Raw genomic sequence first — 18,478 nt, 5'->3', positions numbered from 1 at the left:
GGGCCGGGCGCGGAGGCGGCTTCAGCCCGTCGGGCCGTCCTCCGCCGGGCAGACTTCGGACACCACGCCGGAGGCGAAGAGCGCAGTGATCTCCGCGGCGAGGTCGGCGTCCGGCCCGGCCGCGGCGGCGGCTGCGCCCAGCGTGCCACCGGCGGCGATGCAGCGCAGGAAGGCGGCGCGGGCGGGGGAGATGGCGGTGGTCTCCACCACCCAGTCCGGGCGCAGCACGAGGCCTGCCTCGGCCCGGCTCATGTCGGGTTGCGAGGGGTCGGCACGGCCGGTCGTCTCCGCCCAGATGGTCACCACCGGCCAGGCGCTCTCGACCAGCGCGAAAGACGGGTGGAGGCGCAGGCGCAGCCCGGCCAGCGCCTGCGGCGCATGGGCGCCGAGCACGCCGAGGCCGAGGCTCGGCGCTTCCGCCGCATGGTAGGCCTTGAGGCGCGCCCATTCCAGCCGGGCCACCCCCTCCAGCCAGGGATAGCGCGCGAGGGGCGGGAAGCCGGCCACGAAGCCCGCCATCTCGGCGCCGTATTCGTGCAGCACGGGGGAACGGGGCGGATGCGCGTGCAGCAGTTCCTGGCACATCGCCTCGAAGAAGCGCGGCCCGGTGAGGGCGCGCAGCGCGGGGTAGGTGGCCGCCAGGGCGCCGGCGGCCGCGCCGCGCACGTTGTTGCGCCAGATGCCGAACCGCGCCGGGTCCGCCGGAGGCACCGCGGCGGGGTCGCGCAGGGCCGCGGCGGCACGGCTCTGGAAGCTCGCGGGGGCAGGCGGGCCAGCCACGTCAGTCATCGGTGAGCGCGGGGACGGCGGGGCCGCGCGCGCCGGGGGCACTGGCCGCGGCGGCCTCGGCCAGCAGCCGGTCGACCGTGGCGGCCTCGGCGGCAAGCTCTGGCCAGTCCGGGATGTCCGCATCCCATTCCACCAGCGTCGGCACCGGGCCGGTGCGCGCGATCACCCCGGCGAAGAGCTGCCACACCGCCTCGGCCACCGGGCGGTCATGGCTGTCGAGCAGCAGGCGGGTTCCGTCCGCCGCGATCTCCACGCAATGCCCGGCGAGGTGGATCTCCCCCACCTCGGCCAGCGGAAACGCGTCGAGGTAGGCGCCGGCGTCGAAGCCGAGATTGGTGGCGGAGATGTGCACGTTGTTCACGTCGAGCAGCAGCCCGCAGCCGGTGGTGCGGGCGATGGCGGCGAGGAACTCGGTCTCCGGGATGTCGGACCCGGGCAGATGCGCGTAGGAGGTGGGGTTCTCCAGCAGCATCCGCATCCCCAGCGCCTCCTGAACCTGGTCGACATGGGCACAGATGCGCGCCAGCGCCTCCTCGGTGTAGGGCAGGGGCAGGAGGTCGTTGAAGGCCGTGCCCTCGTGCGAGGACCAGGCGAGATGCTCGGAGAAGCTGGCCGGCGCATAGCGCTCCACCAGCCCGGCCAGCCGCGCGAGATGGCCCCGGTCCAGCGGCCCCTCGCCGCCGATCGACAGGCCCACCCCGTGCAGCGACACCGGCCAGTGCGCGCGCAGCGCGGTGAGCAGCCGGTGCGGCGGACCGCCCGCGCCCATGTAGTTTTCCGCGTGCACCTCGAACCAGCCGATATCGGGCCGGCGCGCGAGGATGCCGCGGGCATGCTCGTGTCGGAAGGAAACGCCGGCGCGGGCGGGCAGGGCTGTCATGCGGGTCAGCTGTTCCCTTCTGCGGTGTCCGGCAGGTCGCGGTCCAGCGGCTCCAGCGAGCCGCGGCGTCCGCCGTACATCATGTAGTCGGCAGTCGCGCCCGGGGCGCCGTATTTCAGGCAGTCGCCCTCCGGCACCCATTTCCACGCATTGCCCTGGAAATGCACGCTGGCGGTGCCGGCGCAGTTGGTTCCCGGGCCGGCGGCGCAGTCGTTCTGCCCGGCAAGGGCGATGCCGAAGCACTGCTCCTTGTCCTTCATCGGCGGCGTGGCGGAGGCGGCCCCGGCAAGGGCGGTCGCCACGGCGCTGGCCAGCAGGGCGGTGTTGGTCGCGGAGCTTCGGCTGCTCATGTCCTGTCTCGTCCCTCGGATGTCTTTTCCGGTTTCATTCGTGTGGCCGGCCCGCCGGAACGGGGCGGCCGGGGCACGAACCTGTGGCACGGGGGGATTGCGGACCATTCCGGCATCGGCGCCCCCGGGGGCCGCGACATCCGGGGGGCCGTCTGCCCCGCGCAGTTGCCACCTTTATGTGCTGCAACTGCGCGCGCGGTCAATGTCCCTCGCGATCGCACGCGAAAGCGTGACCGGGAAATGTGGATTTCCGGGGGCGGGCGCCTATGTTCTGTTGCGCCGCACAACCGGCGTTTCACCACCAGTCCAGATCCGAGGTCGGCTCATCCCCGTGTCCGTGCATCCTTCCGTTTCCCGTTCCGCATCCCGCCCTGCAGCCCGACGCCCCGGCCCGCGCCGCCCGGCCCGCCCGCGCCTCGCCGTGTCATGGAACTGATCTCCTTCGCCCTGCTCGGGCTGGCGGGCATCCTCACCTTCCTCGCGCTTGCCGTGCCCCTGGCCCGCTGGCTGTCGGTGCCGCTGCCGGTGGTGCTGGCGGGCGCCGGGCTTGCCTATGGCGCGGTGATGTCGGGGGCCGACATCACCCTCTCCGGCGCCACGCTGGACCCGTATGACTTCTGGTTCCTGCACCAGATCTCGCTCGACAGCAGCGCGCTGCTCTATGTCTTCCTGCCGCCGCTGCTGTTCGAGATGGCGCTGGCGGTGAACGTGCGCCGCATGCTCGACGAACTGCCCATCGTGCTCATCATGGCGGTGCTGGCGGTGGTAGTGGCCACGGCGGTGGTGGGGATGCTGCTGTGGTGGGTGTCGCCGCTGGCGCTGATCCCGGCGCTGCTGATCGGCGCCGCCGTGGCCACCACGGACCCCGCGGCGGTGGTGAGCACCTTCCGCGAGATCGGCGCGCAGCGGCGGCTGCTGGTGATCCTGGAGGGCGAGAGCCTGCTCAACGATGCCGCCGCCATCACCATCTTCAGCCTGTTGCTCGGCGCCGCGGCGCTGGGGCCGGACACGCTCACGCCCGGCGGGCTCGCGGCGGGTTTCGCGCGCACCTTCTCCATAGGCGCGCTCACCGGGCTGGGCACGGCGTGGCTGGGCTCGCGGCTCTACCCGCTGCTGCGCGGCTCCACGGCGGCGGAGGTCTCGCTCACCCTCGCGGTCGCCTACGGCGCCTTCATCCTGGCGGAGGAGGTGTTCGGCGCCTCCGGCGTGGTGGCGGTGGTCTTCGCCGGGCTGGCCACCGGGTCGGTGAGCTACGTGCGCATGGGGCCGCGGAACTGGAGCACGGTGACGGCGATCTGGCAGCAGATCGGCTTCTGGGCCAGCGGGCTCATCCTGCTGCTGGTCTCTGCCCTCACCCCCGGCATGCTGGTGGCGCTGGAGGGCTGGCAGGCGCTTCTGCTGGTGCCGGTCTATCTCGGCGCGCTGGCGGCGCGGGCGGTGGTGCTCTGGGGCGTGCTGCCGCTGATGGACCGGGCGGGGCTGGCCACGCCCATCACCCAGCCGCAGAAGGTCCTGGTGCTGTGGGGCGGGGTGCGCGGGGCGGTCACGCTGGTTCTGGCGCTGTCGCTGGGGAACCTGCCGGCACTGGGAGACGACGCCCGGCTGGTCGGCGCCATGGCGGCCGGCTACGCGCTGCTCACCCTGGTGCTGAACGCCTCCACCCTGGCCTGGGTCACCCGCAGGCTGGGGCTGGACCGGCTGTCGCTGGAGGACCTGGCGCTGCGCGAGCGCATCGTGGAGGGCTCCTTCGCCCGGGTGAAGGAGGTGGTGGGAGACCTCGCCCAGCTGCGCCGCCTCGACGCGCAGACCCGCGCCGAGGTGGAGGAGGACCTCAACGCCGCCCAGGCCGATGCGCGCGGGCGCGCCCGCGGCGGGCAGATCCTGTTCGGGCGGCGGCTGCGCCTCGGCCTCGCCATCCTCTGCGCCCAGGAGGAGCGGCTGGTGCGGCGCGGCTTCGAGGCCGGCGCCACCGGGCCGCGCGTGACCATGCGCCTGCGCCTGCAGGCCGACCGCATCTCCGACAGCGCCCGCCAATCCAGCCGCTCCGGCTACCGGGCCGCCTACGAGCGCGGCCTGCGGCATCCGCCCTACATGCGCAGCGCGGTGTTCCTGCAACGCCGGCTGGGCTGGGACCGGCCGCTGCGCGCGGCCATCGAGCTGCACCTGGCCATGATGCTGGAGAGCGAACGCCACCTCGGCATCCTGGACGCCTTCGCGCGCGAGCGGCTGGCGCCGATGGTGGGCGGGGACGTGGCGGAGAACCTCCGCGGCCTTCTCGCCCGGCGCACCGAGGCGGTGGAGGCCGCGATCGGCGCGGTGGAGCTGCAGTACCCCGTCTATGCCGCGGCGCTGGACCGGGCGCTGATCGCCCGCGCCGCGCTGCGCCGGGAGCGCCAGGAATACGACCGGCTGTTCCGCGACGGCGTGATCGGCCCGGAGCTGCACACCGATCTCTCGCGCGGGCTGGACCGGCGCGAGCGCCGGCTGGGTGCCCGCCCGCGGCTCGACCTCGCCCGCCCCGGGGCGGAGCTGCTGCAACGCGCGCCGATCTTCGCCGCCCTCTCCCCCGCGCAGCGCGAGAAGGTGGCGCGCAAGCTGCGCACCCGCTTCACCACGCATGACGAGGTGATCGTCCACCAGGGCGCGCGGGAAGACCGGATGTTCTTCCTGGCCGACGGCGCGGTGGAGGTGCGCGGCGCGGAGCGCCCGGTGCGGCTGGGCAGCGGGGATTTCTTCGGCGGACGGGCCATCGTCTCGCCCACGGGCCGGCGCGAGACCAGCGTGGTCTCGCTCGGCCTGTGCCGCCTGCTCACCCTCTCGCGGCAGGAATTCAAGCGCCTCGCCCGCGCCGACCCGGAGATCGGCGCCGCGATCCGCGATGCGGCGGAACAGCGGCTGGCCCGCGGCCACAGCAGCCGGCGGCCGCGCGCGAACCTGCCGGCCCCGGAACCCGCCCCGCTTCCCGCGGACACGGTATCCGCAGAGCGGGGTCGCCCCGCGCTCAGCCCAGCAGAGCCCGGGTGAGCGGGGCGTCCGCGTCCGTGAGATCGGCGATCACGTCGAAATGGTGGCGCCCCGGTTCGTGGTGGCAGGTCACGGCCGCGCCGAGCCCGGTCCAGACACTGGCGAGCAGGTCGTTCTGGCGCAGGAACTCCGGCAGCTCGTCGCCGCCCACCCAGGCGGTGATCTGCTTGCCCGGAACCGGCCGGTGCAGTGCGGCGCTCTCGGCGGTGGCCTCGGCGAGATCGAGCTTCAGCCCGGTGTTCATCTCGCAGTTCATCAGCGGGCGCAGGTCATGCAACCCGCTGACGGAGATCACCCTTTCCAGCCGCGCCAGCACGTCTTCCGGCAGCGGGCCGTCCTCGCACACCATGCGCGAGACCAGGTGGCCGCCCGCCGAATGCCCGGTGAGCCGGATCGGCCCCTCCACCCGCGCCGCGGAACAGGCGATGGCCCGGCCCACCTCGGCGGTGATGCGCGAGATCCGCGCCTCGGGCGCCAGCGTGTAGCTCGGCATCGCCACCGCCCAGCCCCGCGCCAGCGGACCCGCCGCGAGATGCGACCAGACGGACTTGTCGAAGGCCAGCCAGAACCCGCCGTGCACGATGATCGCGAGGCCCTTCGGCCGGCCCTCGGGCAGGAACAGGTCCAGCCGCTCCCGCGGCGTGTCGCCATAGGCGATGTCCGCCTCCATGCGGGCGGAGGCCCGGAAGGCGGCGGCCTGCGCCACCCAGCGCGCGGGATAGTCCATGCCTCCGGGAATGGCGCCGGTGTTGGAATAGGCGGCGTCCCAATCGGTGACCGGCTTCCAGCCGAAACCGTCGCGCCCGCCGATGCCGGGAATGTCGGGATGTGTCATGGGCGAGCTCCTGTCAGTGCGAAGGGGGGAGGGAAACAGCCCGGGCCGGCGCAGCGCGCGAGCCGGGCGAGGACATGCGGTCAGGGCAGGCGGCCCGGACGGCCGGACGGTCCGCCGCACCCGAAGCCGAAGCAGGCCGCTCCCGCCCCACCGGGCCTGCGCTGCGATGCGCGGCAGGCCGGAGACCTGGCCACCGGGCACCCTGCGGGGCGGCGCGGCGGCCGCAACCCGCAGCGAGGGCCGCCGGGCCGGTGCATCCGGCGCAGAGATGATCCCGCAGCGCGGAAGCCGCTCCGGCGGGGCGGCAGACTTGAAGGTGGTCCGCGGCGCGGGCCCTCACGCCGGGGTGTCCAGCGCGGCGGCCGGCGCGTAGCGCGGCTTCAGCGCGTCCGGCGCGGTGGCGGCGGCGGCGGCGAGGCGGGCGCGCACCTCCGCCGGCCCCACGGCCGCGAGGATCTCGAACGGGCCGCGCGGGAAGTTCAGCCCCAGCTTCATCGCGGTGTCGATGCCGGCGGCATCCGCCAGCCCCTCGTCGCACATGTGCGCGGCCTCGTTCACCAGCGCAGCCTCGATCCGGTCCGCCACCGCCTCCGGCGCGGGCGCGGCCTCCACGGCCGGGGTCACGAAGCCGCGGCCGGTCTTGGCCCCCAGATCGCCGCGCGCCACCTGCGCGCGCAGCGCCGGGAAGGGCAGGTAACGCGGGTTCCGCCCCAGCGCGGCCCAGACCGTCTCGGTCGCGGCGAGGTTGATGTCCGCTCCCACCAGGTCGATGAGCGCGAAGGGGCCCATCCGGTAGCCGCGCGCGCGCATGGCCGCGTCGATGGCCGGGGCGTCGAACACCCCCTCCTCCAGGATCGCCAGCGCCTCGCCGTAGAACGGCCGCGCGCAGCGGTTCACGATGAAGCCGGGGCTGTCGGCGCAGATCACCGGGGTCTTGCCGATGTCGCGGGCGAAGGCGGCCAGCCGCTCGGTGAGGGCGGGCGGCGTGGCGGCATGGCCCACCACCTCGACCAGTTTCATCACCTGGGCGGGGTTGAAGAAATGCAGCCCCGCAAGGCGCACCGGCACGGCCAGCGCCGACGCGATCTCCCCCACGCCGATGGAGGAGGTGTTGGTGGCAAACACCGTCTCCGGGCCGCAGATCGCCTCCAGCGCGCGGAACAGCGCCTGCTTGGGCTCCGGCTTCTCGATGATCGCCTCGATCACCAGCCCGGCGGGGGCGAGGGCCTCCGGGGTGGCGGCGAGGCGGATGCGCGACAGGATGGTCTCCGCGGTGCTACGGCTGATCCGGCCCTTCGAGATCTGCCGGTCGAGATTGTCCGAGATCGCCTCGCGCCCGCGCTCGCGCGCCGGTGCGGAGAGGTCGAACAGCAGCACGTCGCGCCCGGACTGGGCGCAGACCTGCGCGATGCCGCTGCCCATGGCACCGGCTCCGGCAATGGCGATGGTGGCGAAATCTGGCATGGGATCTCCGGATCGGGGAAGGGGCTCAGCGGCCCGTGAAGACGGGGTGGCGCCGGGCGCCGAAGGCGGCGATGCCCTCGGCCTTGTCGGCGCTGTCGAGCAGGTCCTCGAAGGCGGTGCGCGTGGCCGCGAGCGTGCCGGCGAGCGGCGATTCGGAGGCCCCGACCACGGCGCGCTTCGCGGCCATGAGGGCAAGCGGCGCCCGGCGGGCAAGCCGGCGCGCGAGGTCTTCCGCCTCGCCCTGCACATCCTCGGCGAGGAAGGCGGCCATGCCCCAGTCATGCGCCAGGCTGCCGGGGATGATCTCTCCCGACAGCACCATGCGCATGGCCCGGGCCCGGCCGATCAGCGCCGTGAGCCGCTCCGCCCCGCCGGCACCGGGGATGATGCCGAGATTGGTCTCCGGCAGGCCCAGCTGGGCATCCGGCGCCACGATCATGATGTCGGACATCAGCGCCAACTCGCAGCCGCCGCCCAGGCAATAGCCCTCGACGGCCGCGATGAGCGGCTTGGAGAAGCCGCGGATCGCCGCCCAGCTGTCCTTGCGCAGGTCGACCCGCCCCTCGGCGGTGGTCTTGGTCGCGATCTCGCCGATGTCGGCGCCGGCGGCGAAATGGCCGTCGGCCCCCGCGATCACCACGACACGGACCTGGGCATCGGCGTCGAGGCGCGTCAGCGCCGCGGCCAGCTCGGCCAGCAGCGCGGTGTTGAGGGCATTGCGCCGCTCGGGGCGCGCGAGGGTGAGCCGGGCCCATCCCTCATGGAGTTCGGTGCGAAGCGTGTCTGTGCTCATGGGCGCCATTAAGACCCTCCCGGGCTGGTATTTCAAGTATAAAGGTTTATGCTTGAAATGATGTGGAAACGGTGCAAGGCTGATTTCCGAGAACGAGATTCAGGAGTCCACGCCATGAAAGTCGCTTGCCTCGGTGGAGGGCCCGCGGGCCTCTATTTCGCCATCAGCATGAAGCTGCAGGATCCTGCGCATGAGGTCACGGTGTTCGAGCGCAACCGCGCCGATGACACCTTCGGCTGGGGGGTCGTGCTGTCGGACGAGACGCTCGACAACCTCGCCGCCAATGACCCGGTGAGCGCGGCGGCGATTCGCGAGCATTTCGCCTATTGGGACGATGTTCAGGTGGTTCACAAGGGGGTCTCGACGGTCTCCTCCGGCCACGGCTTCTGCGGAATCGGGCGCAAGCGCCTGCTGCTGCTGCTGCAGGACCGCGCGCGGGAACTGGGCGTGGATCTGCGCTTCGAGACCGACGTGCCGGATACCGAGGCCATCATGGGCGACTATGACCTCGTGGTGGCGGCCGACGGGCTGAACTCGCGCACGCGCACGAAATTCGCCGAGGCCTTCCAGCCCGACATCGACATCCGCAAGTGCAAGTTTGTCTGGCTCGGCACGCATCAGAAATTCGACAACGCCTTCACCTTCATCTTCGAGAAGACCGAGCATGGCTGGGTCTGGGCGCATGCCTACCAGTTCGACGCCGACACCGCGACCTTCATCGTGGAATGCGGCCCGGAAACCTGGGAGGCCTTCGGCTTCGGCACCATGTCGCAGCAGGAGAGCATCGCGGTCTGCGAGAAGATCTTCGCGAGCCATCTCGGCGGCCACGCGCTGATGACCAACGCGAACCACATCCGCGGCTCGGCCTGGATCAACTTCCCCCGCGTGCTGTGCGAGAAATGGCACCACGAGAACGTGGTGCTGCTGGGCGACGCCTCGGCCACGGCGCATTTCTCCATCGGCTCGGGCTCCAAGCTGGGCATGGAGAGCGCCATCGCCCTCGCACGGCTGGTGAACGAGGAACCCACGCCGGAGGCCGCCTTCGAGCGCTACCAGGAGGAGCGGCGCACCGACGTCCTGCGCCTGCAGTCCGCCGCACGCAACTCCACCGAGTGGTTCGAGGAGGTGGAGCGCTACCTCGACCTCGACCCGGTTCAGTTCAACTACTCGCTGCTCACACGCTCGCAGCGCATCTCCCACGAGAACCTGCGCCTGCGCGACCCGGAATGGCTGAAATCGGCCGAGCGCTGGTTCCAGGCCCAGGCGGGCTCCAACTCCGACCGGGTGCCGATGTTCGCGCCCTTCAAGCTGCGGGACATGACGCTGAGCAACCGCGTCGTCGTCTCTCCCATGGCGCAGTACAAGGCGGTGGACGGTGTGCCCACGGACTGGCATTTCGTGCATTACGCCGAGCGCGCGAAGGGCGGCGCCGGCCTCGTCTTCACCGAGATGGCCTGCGTGAGCCCGGAAGGCCGGATCACCCCCGGCTGCCCGGGCCTCTACAGCCCGGAGGCGGAGGCGGCCTGGGCGCGGCTCACCGGCTTCGTCCATGCCGAGACGGATGCGAAGATCTGCTGCCAGATCGGGCATGCGGGGCGCAAGGGCTCCACCCAGCGCGGCTTCGAGAAGATCGACGCGCCGCTGCCCGAGGGCAACTGGCCGCTGATCTCGGCCTCCGCCATCCCCTACCAGCCCGGCAACCAGACCCCGAAGGCGATGGACCGCGCCGGGATGGACGCGGTGCGCGACCAGTTCGTGTCCGCCACCGAGGCCGCGGCCCGCGCCGGCTTCGACATGATCGAGATGCACGCCGCCCATGGCTATCTGCTCGCCTCCTTCATCTCGCCGGTGTCCAACACCCGCGAGGACGACTACGGCGGGAGCCTCGAGAACCGCATGCGCTTCCCGCTGGAGGTGTTCCATGCCATGCGCGCCGCCTGGCCGGCCGAAAAGCCGATGACTGTGCGCATCTCCGCCCATGACTGGATGGGCGAGGAGGGGGTGACCCCGGACGAGGCCGTGGAGATCGCGAAGCTGTTCACTGCCGCGGGGGCGGACGCGATCAACGTCTCCTCCGGCCAGACCACCAAGGAAGAGAAGCCGGTCTACGGCCGCATGTTCCAGGCGCCGTTCTCCGACCGCATCCGCAACGAGGCGGGCATCACCACGCTGGTCGCGGGCAACATCTACGAGCCGGACCATGTGAACTCCATCCTGATGGCCGGGCGCGCCGACCTGGTGCTGCTCGCGCGGCCCCACCTCGCCGACCCGTACTGGACCCTGCACGCCGGCATCGCGCTCGGCGACACCGAGCAGGCCTGGCCCGCGCCCTACGAGGGTGGACGCCGACAGGCGATCACGCTGGCCGAGCGCGCCCGCCAGCAGGCCGGCGCGTGACTGGCGGCACGCTCTCCGGCCGCTCGGTGCTCATCACCGGCGGTGGCACGGGGGTAGGGGCCGACATGGCCCGCGCCTTCCATGCCGCCGGCGCGCGGGTGGTCATCACCGGCCGCCGGGCGGAGCCGCTGGAGGCGGTGAGCCAGGGCGCGATGCAGGTGGTGACCGGCGACGTGACGGACGAGGCCTCGGTGGCGGCGATGTTCGCCGCGGCCGGCCCGGTCGACATCGTGATCGCCAATGCCGGCGCCTCGGAGAGCGCGCCCTTCGCGAAGACCGGGCTCGATGCCTGGGAACGGATGCTCTCGGTGAACCTCACCGGCGTCTTCCTCAGCTTCCGTGAGGGGCTGCGGCAGATGGAAGGCTGGGGCCGGCTGATCGCCATCGCCTCCACCGCCGGGCTGAAGGGCTATTCCTACGTGGCGCCCTATACGGCGGCCAAGCACGGCGTGGTGGGCCTCACCCGCGCGGTGGCGCAGGAGGTGGCGCGCAAGGGCATCACCGCGAACGCGCTCTGCCCGGGCTTCCTGGAAACCGAGATGACCGAACGCTCCGTGGCCAACATCATGGAAAAGACCGGGAAATCCGCCGAGGAGGCGAAGGCCGCCCTCGCCGCGACCAACCCGCAGCGCCGCCTCGTGCTGCCCGCGGAGGTGACCGCCGCCGCACTCTGGCTCTGCGGCCCGGGCTCGGACGCGGTGAACGGGCAGGCGATCTCCATCTCCGGGGGCGAGACATGAGCCCGGAGCCGCAACCGCCGGTCGCCCTCACCGAGGGCAAGCTGTCGCTGCGGTTCTGGCTGCAGATGCTCAAGACCACGCGCTTTCTGGAAAACGGCATGCGCGAGATGCTGCGGCTGGAGTTCGACACCACCCTGCCGCGCTTCGACGTGATGGCGATGCTGGAGCGCTCCGGCCATGGGCTGAAGATGTCCGAGCTCTCGCGCCAGCTCATGGTCTCGAACGGCAATGTCACCGGTATCGTGGACCGGCTGGTCGCCGACGGGCTGGTGGTCCGCTGCTCGGTGGAGGGCGACAAGCGCGCCACCGTCGTGCGCCTCACCCCGAAGGGCGAGGAAGACTTCGGCCGCATGGCCGCGCGCCACGCCGACTGGGTGGCCGGCCAGATCGGCGACATCCCGGCGCAGGACATGCGCCGGGCCATAACGATGATGAGCGATATACGGAGGACAGGCAGATGACCATGATGGCAGGGCTCACGCCGCAGCATTTCGACTGGCGCATGGAGGGCCGCGTGGCGGTCATCAACCTGCGCCGCCCCGAGCGCAAGAACCCGCTCACCTTCGAAAGCTATGCCGAGCTGCGCGACACCTTCCGTGACATGGTCTATGCCGAGGACGTCGACGTGGTGGTCTTCACCCCCAACGGCGGCAACTTCTGCTCCGGCGGCGATGTGCATGACATCATCGGCCCGCTGGTGAAGATGGACATGAAGGAGCTGCTCGCCTTCACCCGCATGACCGGCGATCTGGTGAAGGCCATCCTGGGCTGCGGCAAGCCGGTGATCTCGGCGGTGGACGGCGTCTGCGTGGGCGCGGGCGCCATCATCGCCATGGCCTCGGACCTGCGTCTGGCCACGCCGGCGGCGAAGACCGCCTTCCTGTTCAACCGGGTCGGGCTTGCGGGCTGCGACATGGGCGCCTGCGCGATGCTGCCGCGCATCATCGGCCAGGGCCGGGCGGCGGAGCTGCTCTACACCGGCCGGGTGATGAGCGCCGAGGAGGGCGCGAGCTGGGGCTTCTACAATGCGCTGCATGAGGAGGGTGAGCTGATCGCCGCCGCGCTGAAGCTCGCCGGGCGGATCGCCTCCGGCCCCACCTTCGCCAACATGATGACCAAGACCCAGCTCAACCACGAATGGTCGATGACGCCCGAACAGGCCATCGAGGCCGAGGCCCAGGCCCAGGCCCTGTGCATGCAGACGCAGGATTTCGAGCGCGCCTACCACGCCTTCGTGGCCGGCGAGAAACCCGTGTTCGAGGGCAACTGATGGCGGACCGGACCTTCCTCGACTGGCCGTTCTTCGACGACCGCCACCGCGCGCTTGCCGCCGAGCTGGAAACCTGGTGTGCGGCCAACCTGCCGGTGGACCACCGGGACGTGGACGCCGCCTGCCGCGGCCTTGTCGCCTCCCTCGGGCAGGCGGGTTTCCTGCAGCATTCGGGGGGGGAGGCGCTCGACGTCCGCTCCCTGTGCATCATCCGCGAGACCCTGGCCCGCCATGACGGGCTCGCCGACTTCGCCTTTGCCATGCAGGGGCTCGGCATGGGCGCCGTTTCACTGTTCGGAACGCCGGAGCAGCGCGCGAGGCTGGCGAAAACCCGCGCGGGCGAGGCAATCTCGGCCTTCGCGCTCACCGAGCCCGCCTCGGGCTCGGACGTGGCCAACATCGCCTGCGCCGCGCGGCAGGAGGGGGACAGCTACATCCTCTCCGGCGAGAAGACCTGGATTTCCAACGGCGGCATCGCCGATCTCTACGTGGTCTTCGCCCGCACCGGCGAGGGGCCGGGGGCCAAGGGGCTCTCGGCCTTCCTGCTGCCGGCGGACGCCCCGGGGCTGGAGATCGTCGAGCGGCTGGAGGTGATCGCCCCGCACCCGCTCGCCCGCCTGCGCTTCAACGACATCCGCCTGCCGGCCTCCGCCATGATCGGCGACCCGGGCAAGGGCTTCCGCATCGCCATGTCGGTGCTCGACGTGTTCCGCTCCACGGTCGGCGCCGCGGCGCTCGGCTTCGCCCGGCGCGCGCTGGAGGAGACGCTGGCCCGCGCCACCTCGCGCCAGCTTTTCGGCGCGCCGCTGGCCGAGATCCAGATGGTTCAGGGCCATATCGCCGACATGGCGCTGGCCATAGACGCCTCGGCCCTGCTGGTCTACCGCGCCGCCTGGACCAAGGACAGCGGCGCCCCGCGGGTGAGCCGCGAGGCCGCCATGGCCAAGCTTCACGCCACCGACCAGGCCCAGATCGTCATCGACAAGGCGGTCCAGATCCATGGCGGGGACGGCGTGCGCAAGGGCTCGAAGGTGGAGGAACTCTACCGCGAGATCCGTGCGCTGCGCATCTACGAGGGCGCATCAGACGTCCAGAAAATCATCATCGCCCGACAGACACTCGGAGGTTAGCCAATGCTCGGTCCCACTGCCCATGTCGACACTTTCTGCCGTGACAACCTGCCCGCCGAGGATGATCAGCCGGTCTATCTCCTCGACGGTTTCCGGTATCCCGACCACCTGAACGCGGCCGTGGAACTGACCGATGCCATGGTCGCCAAGGGCTTCGGCGACCATGTGGCGCTGATCGGCAACGGCCGTCAGCGCACCTACAAGGAACTCACCGACTGGACCAACCGCATCGCCAATGCGCTGGTCGAGGATTACAAGGTAAAGCCCGGAAACCGCGTCCTGATCCGCTCCGCCAACAACCCGGCCAAGGTGGCCTGCTGGCTGGCGGCCACCAAGATCGGCGCCGTGGTGGTGAACACCATGCCGATGCTGCGGGAGAAGGAACTCACCCAGACGGTGGACAAGGCCGAGATCGAGTTCGCGCTCTGCGACACGCGGATGATGGACGAGATGATGTCCTGCGCGAACAGGTCGCGGTACCTCAAGACCGTGATCGGCTTCGACGGCACCGCGAACCATGACGCGGAGCTGGACCGCGCCGCCCTCTCCAAGTCGGTGAAATACGAGGCGGTGAAGACCGGGCGCGACGACGTGGCCCTGCTGGGCTTCACCTCCGGCTCCACCGGCGTGCCCAAGGCCACGATGCACTTTCACCGCGACCTGCTGATCATCGCCGACGCCTATGCGAAGGAAGTGCTGAGCGTGACGCCGGAGGACGTGTTCGTCGGCTCGCCGCCGCTGGCCTTCACCTTCGGTCTCGGCGGGCTCGCCATCTTCCCGCTGCGCTTCGGCGCGACGGCGGTGCTGCTGGAGAACGCCTCGCCGCCGAACCTCATCGAGATCATCCAGAAGCACAGGGCGACAATCTGCTTCACCGCCCCCACCGCCTACCGCGCCATGCTGCGCGCGATGGAGGCGGGCGCCGACCTCTCCTCGCTGCGCTGCGCGGTCTCGGCCGGCGAGACGCTACCCGCGCCGGTGTTCGAGGAATGGGTGAAGAAGACCGGCAAGCCGATCCTCGACGGGATCGGCGGCACCGAGATGCTGCACATCTACATCTCCAACCGCTTCGGCGAGGCGAAGGCCGCCTGCACCGGCCGCCCGCTCACCGGCTACGAGGCCAGGGTGGTGGACGACGAGATGAACGAGGTGCCGCGCGGCACGCCCGGCCATCTCGCGGTGCGCGGGCCCGTGGGCTGCCGCTACATGGCCGACGACCGGCAGAAGAAATTCGTGCGCGACGGCTGGAATCTGCCCGGCGACACCTTCGTGCAGGACGAGGACGGCTACTTCCACTTCGCCGCCCGCTCCGACGACATGATCGTGTCCTCCGGCTACAACATCGCCGGCCCGGAGGTGGAGGCGGCCCTGCTCTCCCACCCCGCGGTGCTGGAATGCGGCGTGATCGGCGTGCCGGACGAGGACCGCGGCCATATCGTGGAAGCCCACGTGGTGCTGGCCCCGGGCTATGAGGCCTCGCCGGTGATGGTGAAGGAGCTGCAGGACCACGTGAAGAACACCGTGGCGCCCTACAAGTATCCGCGCTCGGTAAAATTCATCGCGGCGCTGCCCAAGACCGAAAGCGGCAAGGTTCAGCGGTTCCGGCTGAAAGCGGGGGCCTGATGTTCACCCTGCGCAGACAGGTCGAGTTCCAGCACTGCGACCCGGCGGGGATCGTCTTCTACCCCCGTTACTTCGAGATGATCTCGGCCGCGGTCGAGCGCTTCTTCACCGACCATCTCGGCAAGAGCTTTGCCGAGATGCACCTGACCGAGAAGTTCGGCGTGCCCACCGCGCGCATCGAGGTGGATTTCCGCAGCCCCTCGCGGCTGGAGGACTGGCTGGACCTCTCCGTGGCCGTGGCCCGGGTGGGGCGCAGCTCGGTGGAGCTGGCGATCACCTGCGCCTGCGCCGGCACCCCGCGCTTCGAGGCCCGCAGCACGCTGGTCTATGTCGACCTCACCACGGGCAAGCCGCGCTCCTGGCCCGACGGGCTGCGCGCCGCCCTCGGCTCCGAACTTACTGAAAGCGAGACTCAAGATGTCTGACTGCCCGCATGAATTTCTGAACCCCTCGGGCTGGAAGGCAGCGAAGGGCTATGCCAACGGCATGGTCGCCGAGGGACGCTTCGTGATGCTCGGCGGGTTGATCGGCTGGAACGCCGACCAGGAGTTCGAAACCGACGATTTCGTGGACCAGGTGAAGCAGGCGCTGCTCAACATCCGCGCCGTGCTGGACGAGGCGGGCGCGAAGCCCGAGCACCTGGTGCGCCTCACCTGGTACATCACCGACAAGCGCGAATACCTCGCGAACCTGCGCGAGATGGGCGCCGTCTACCGCGAGGTGCTGGGCAAGCACTTCCCCGCCATGGCCATGGTGCAGGTGGTGGCGCTGATGGAAGACCGCGCGAAGGTGGAGATCGAGGCGACGGCCGTCATCCCCAACGGCTGAGCCACGCGACAGGATGCGAGAGGGCTCCGGCGCGCGCCGGGGCCCTTTTATGTGCGGGTCGGACCCGATGGCGGCCTGCGCACGACAGGCGTTCTCCTGCACAGTCGACGGGAATAACGCCCGGCGCGCCGAGGGGGCTGGCGCCCCCGCAGCTTGCCGGACGTGGCGAAGGCCTCTCCGGTCCTCCGCCGGCACGGGACCGGGCGGTGCGAGCAACGGAACGGTTCACCATTGCGGCGAGGTCTCCACCCACCCGGGCTGGGACCTTCCGCCCGGGCGACCAGCCCGGGCCGCGCCCGACCCTCCCCCCGGGCGGGCGCGATGGCGATGCCGCGTGCCGCACAACCGTCGTCCGGGGCTTTCGGGATAAATCGCCCACCACAAGCGTAACTCGCGCCCACCCAGGGTCGGGCGCGGCCCTCCTCTGCGAGCACAGACTGAGGCACAGCCGAACGGAGATGAGCGGAGGTCCCGCCGTGACCCGACAGGGCCCATTCACCCGGCCGCGACCCAAGCCCGATAGGCCCTTGCGCCGCTTTGCGCCGGAAAGCCTCCCGCGCCCCGAAGGGCGCGGGCGGATGCCTCAGGCGCTCTGGGCCGCGCGCAGCACGTTCACCGAGAAGCCGGCGGTGCCGGCGTAGCCGCCGACGATGGCTTGGCGGTCGGCGCGCGAGAGTACCTCGTTCACGTCCTCGAAGCCGGCGGGGGCGCGCTTCTCCACCTCGTCGATCACCCGCTCGGGGCCGCCCTTGCGGTTCAGCATCACCACCTCGGCGGTCTTGGGCAGGCGCTCCTTCTCATAGGCCCAGAGCCCGGCACGCGGATGCTCGGCCTTCGCGAGGCTGTCGGCGAGGCAGCGCGCGTCGAGGATCGCCTGGCTCGCACCGTTGGAGCCCACCGGGTACATCGGGTGCGCGGCATCGCCCAGCAGGGTGACGCGGCCGAAGGTCCAGCGGGGCAGGGGATCGCGGTCCGCCATCGGGTATTCGAAGATCTGCGGGCTGGCGCGCACCAGGCCCTCGATGTCGAAACCGGGCACGGAGAAGCGCTTCGCATAGGGCAGCACCTGCTCCAGCCGTGCCGGGCGCGACCAGTTGTCGGGCGGGGGCGGGGACTGCTCGGGGTCCTTCATCCGGATGTTCACCACCCAGTTCATCAGCTGGCGGTCACCCTCGGCCGGCGCGATGGGGTAGAGCACGAACTTGCCGCCCATGCCGCCGCCGATGGCCATGGTCCGGCCGTCCAGCCACACCGGCCATTCGGCCGCACCGCGCCACATCACCACGCCGGTCCAGCTCGGCGCACCCTCGTTCGGGTAGAAGCTGCGCCGGCCCACGGAGTGGATGCCGTCGGCGCAGATCAGCACGTCGCCGCGCGCGGTGAGGCCGGAGGCGCCCTCCACCGTGTCGGTGAAATGCGCGGTCACGCCGCCCTCGTTCTGCACGAAGCCCGAAAGCCGGCAGCCGGTGCGCACCGCGTCGGGGCCCAGCCGCTCGATCACCGCGTCATGGATGACCTTCTGCAGCCGGCCGCGATGGATGGAGAACTGCGGCACCACGTGGCCCGCGTCCATGCCGCGCTTCTCGCGCCACACTTCCTGGCCCTGGCGGGTGAGGTAGATCAGCTCCCGCGTGCGCATGCCCACGGCGTCGAGCGCCGGCAGCAGGCCGATCTCGGCCAGCTCGCGGATGGCATGGGGCAGGGTGTTGATGCCCACGCCGACCTCGCGCACCTCCGGTGCGGCCTCGTAGATCTCGGCCTTGATGCCGCGCGCATGCAGCATGAGGGCGGTGGTGAGGCCGCCGATTCCGGCCCCTGCGATGATGACCTTCATGGCGTCACGCCTCCTCGGGCGGCAGGAAGTCCACCTCGTGCTTCGCCGAGACCGCCACCACGTCGGCCGGGTTCGCGGTCGGGCCAAGGTTGTGCAGCGCCCAGAACAGGTCGAACAGCCGCCGTGCCGGCGACACCCAGAACAGGCACTTCACAGCAGCGTCGGTCTTGTTGAAGATGCCGTGCGGCTGGCCCATGGGCAGGCGGACGAGATCCCCCGGCTCGGCGTGGTCTTCCGTGCCGTTCAGCACGAAGTCGAAGCGGCCCTCGAGGATGTAGAGGAACTCGTCCTGCGTGGGGTGGATGTGCGGCGGCACGAAGGTCCCCACCGGGAAGGTCGCGTGCCAGGACATCGAGCTCTCGGTGAGGTGCTTGGGCACGTAGAGCTGGCCCAGGATGTTCCACTCGATGCCTTCGAGGCTCTCTTCGGAACGGGTGATGCCGGCGGTCATGGTCATGGGTATCTCTCCTGTGAGACGGTGCGCGACGCCGGACGGCGGCCCCGCGCGGGCAGTGTGCGGC

General features: G+C 71.0%; 17 protein-coding genes. 9 read left to right on the top strand and 8 right to left on the bottom strand.

Annotated elements, in window-relative coordinates:
* Positions 1-21 precede the first annotated feature (21 nt).
* The 3 genes from FDP22_RS19020 to FDP22_RS19010 are packed head-to-tail and all read right to left on the bottom strand — an operon-like array spanning position 22 to position 2,019.
* Positions 22-780 (bottom strand): HvfC/BufC N-terminal domain-containing protein, encoded by a 759-nt coding sequence (locus FDP22_RS19020; RefSeq protein WP_170317801.1) that lies wholly within the window; start codon positions 778-780, stop codon positions 22-24.
* Between the two features lies 1 nt (position 781).
* Positions 782-1,669: an MNIO family bufferin maturase gene (bufB, locus tag FDP22_RS19015; RefSeq protein WP_138573653.1), complete on the bottom strand. Its 888-nt coding sequence runs from the start codon at positions 1,667-1,669 to the stop codon at positions 782-784.
* A gap of 5 nt (positions 1,670-1,674) precedes the next feature.
* Positions 1,675-2,019 (bottom strand): BufA1 family periplasmic bufferin-type metallophore, encoded by a 345-nt coding sequence (locus FDP22_RS19010; protein ID WP_138573655.1) that lies wholly within the window; start codon positions 2,017-2,019, stop codon positions 1,675-1,677.
* 426 nt (positions 2,020-2,445) lie between these two features.
* Here FDP22_RS19010 and FDP22_RS19005 point away from each other — a divergent pair, with 426 nt between their 5' ends.
* On the top strand, positions 2,446-5,043 hold the full coding sequence (locus tag FDP22_RS19005) for a cation:proton antiporter (protein ID WP_170317800.1): 2,598 nt from the start codon (positions 2,446-2,448) through the stop codon (positions 5,041-5,043).
* On the opposite strand, the gene FDP22_RS19000 is transcribed toward FDP22_RS19005, so the two are convergent.
* From FDP22_RS19000 to FDP22_RS18990, 3 genes are all read right to left on the bottom strand, one after another.
* Positions 5,021-5,878, bottom strand: a complete 858-nt coding sequence (locus tag FDP22_RS19000) for an alpha/beta hydrolase (RefSeq protein WP_138573659.1) — start codon at positions 5,876-5,878, stop codon at positions 5,021-5,023. The genes FDP22_RS19005 and FDP22_RS19000 overlap by 23 nt on opposite strands.
* Before the next feature lie 336 nt (positions 5,879-6,214).
* Positions 6,215-7,342 carry a 3-hydroxyacyl-CoA dehydrogenase gene (locus tag FDP22_RS18995; protein WP_138573661.1) on the bottom strand — a complete coding sequence of 376 codons (1,128 nt, stop codon included), beginning with the start codon at positions 7,340-7,342 and terminating at the stop codon, positions 6,215-6,217.
* 25 nt (positions 7,343-7,367) lie between these two features.
* Complete coding sequence (locus tag FDP22_RS18990; RefSeq protein ID WP_239031991.1) at positions 7,368-8,144, bottom strand: enoyl-CoA hydratase/isomerase family protein; 777 nt, start codon at positions 8,142-8,144, stop codon at positions 7,368-7,370.
* Positions 8,145-8,249: 105 nt separating this feature from the next.
* On the opposite strand from FDP22_RS18990, the gene FDP22_RS18985 reads away from it, so the two are divergent.
* Genes FDP22_RS18985 through FDP22_RS18950 form a run of 8 tightly spaced genes read left to right on the top strand, consistent with a single transcriptional unit; the run spans position 8,250 to position 16,123 of the window.
* The gene (locus FDP22_RS18985) at positions 8,250-10,532 is read left to right on the top strand and encodes a bifunctional salicylyl-CoA 5-hydroxylase/oxidoreductase (RefSeq protein ID WP_138573663.1); all 2,283 of its coding nucleotides are present in this window, start codon (positions 8,250-8,252) and stop codon (positions 10,530-10,532) included.
* On the top strand, positions 10,529-11,272 hold the full coding sequence (locus tag FDP22_RS18980) for an SDR family NAD(P)-dependent oxidoreductase (RefSeq protein WP_277884155.1): 744 nt from the start codon (positions 10,529-10,531) through the stop codon (positions 11,270-11,272). Before FDP22_RS18985 ends, FDP22_RS18980 begins: the two co-directional genes overlap by 4 nt.
* The gene (locus FDP22_RS18975; protein WP_138573665.1) at positions 11,269-11,733 is read left to right on the top strand and encodes a MarR family winged helix-turn-helix transcriptional regulator; all 465 of its coding nucleotides are present in this window, start codon (positions 11,269-11,271) and stop codon (positions 11,731-11,733) included. Before FDP22_RS18980 ends, FDP22_RS18975 begins: the two co-directional genes overlap by 4 nt.
* On the top strand, positions 11,730-12,542 hold the full coding sequence (locus FDP22_RS18970; protein ID WP_138573667.1) for an enoyl-CoA hydratase family protein: 813 nt from the start codon (positions 11,730-11,732) through the stop codon (positions 12,540-12,542). The genes FDP22_RS18975 and FDP22_RS18970 overlap by 4 nt, the downstream gene beginning before the upstream one ends.
* Positions 12,542-13,672 (top strand): acyl-CoA dehydrogenase family protein, encoded by a 1,131-nt coding sequence (locus FDP22_RS18965; RefSeq protein ID WP_138573669.1) that lies wholly within the window; start codon positions 12,542-12,544, stop codon positions 13,670-13,672. The genes FDP22_RS18970 and FDP22_RS18965 overlap by 1 nt, the downstream gene beginning before the upstream one ends.
* 3 nt (positions 13,673-13,675) lie before the next feature.
* Entirely contained in the window at positions 13,676-15,295 is a 1,620-nt protein-coding gene (locus FDP22_RS18960; RefSeq protein ID WP_138573671.1) for an AMP-binding protein, read from the top strand.
* A complete protein-coding gene (locus FDP22_RS18955) occupies positions 15,295-15,720 on the top strand; it encodes an acyl-CoA thioesterase (protein ID WP_239031990.1) in 426 nt (141 codons plus the stop codon). The genes FDP22_RS18960 and FDP22_RS18955 overlap by 1 nt, the downstream gene beginning before the upstream one ends.
* Positions 15,713-16,123 (top strand): RidA family protein, encoded by a 411-nt coding sequence (locus FDP22_RS18950; protein ID WP_138573675.1) that lies wholly within the window; start codon positions 15,713-15,715, stop codon positions 16,121-16,123. The genes FDP22_RS18955 and FDP22_RS18950 overlap by 8 nt, the downstream gene beginning before the upstream one ends.
* A 583-nt stretch (positions 16,124-16,706) precedes the next feature.
* On the opposite strand, the gene FDP22_RS18945 is transcribed toward FDP22_RS18950, so the two are convergent.
* Both FDP22_RS18945 and FDP22_RS18940 read right to left on the bottom strand, forming a co-directional pair.
* Entirely contained in the window at positions 16,707-17,957 is a 1,251-nt protein-coding gene (locus tag FDP22_RS18945) for a flavin-dependent oxidoreductase (protein ID WP_138573677.1), read from the bottom strand.
* 4 nt (positions 17,958-17,961) lie between these two features.
* Positions 17,962-18,408 (bottom strand): cupin domain-containing protein, encoded by a 447-nt coding sequence (locus FDP22_RS18940; protein ID WP_430226020.1) that lies wholly within the window; start codon positions 18,406-18,408, stop codon positions 17,962-17,964.
* Positions 18,409-18,478: the final 70 nt, after the last annotated feature.

Origin of the sequence: Paroceanicella profunda, from assembly GCF_005887635.2 — a bacterium.
GTDB classification, from domain to species: Bacteria; Pseudomonadota; Alphaproteobacteria; order Rhodobacterales; family Rhodobacteraceae; genus Paroceanicella; species Paroceanicella profunda.
Note: the sequence above shows the minus strand (reverse complement) of the source record. Positions and strands in the feature narration are given on the sequence as shown.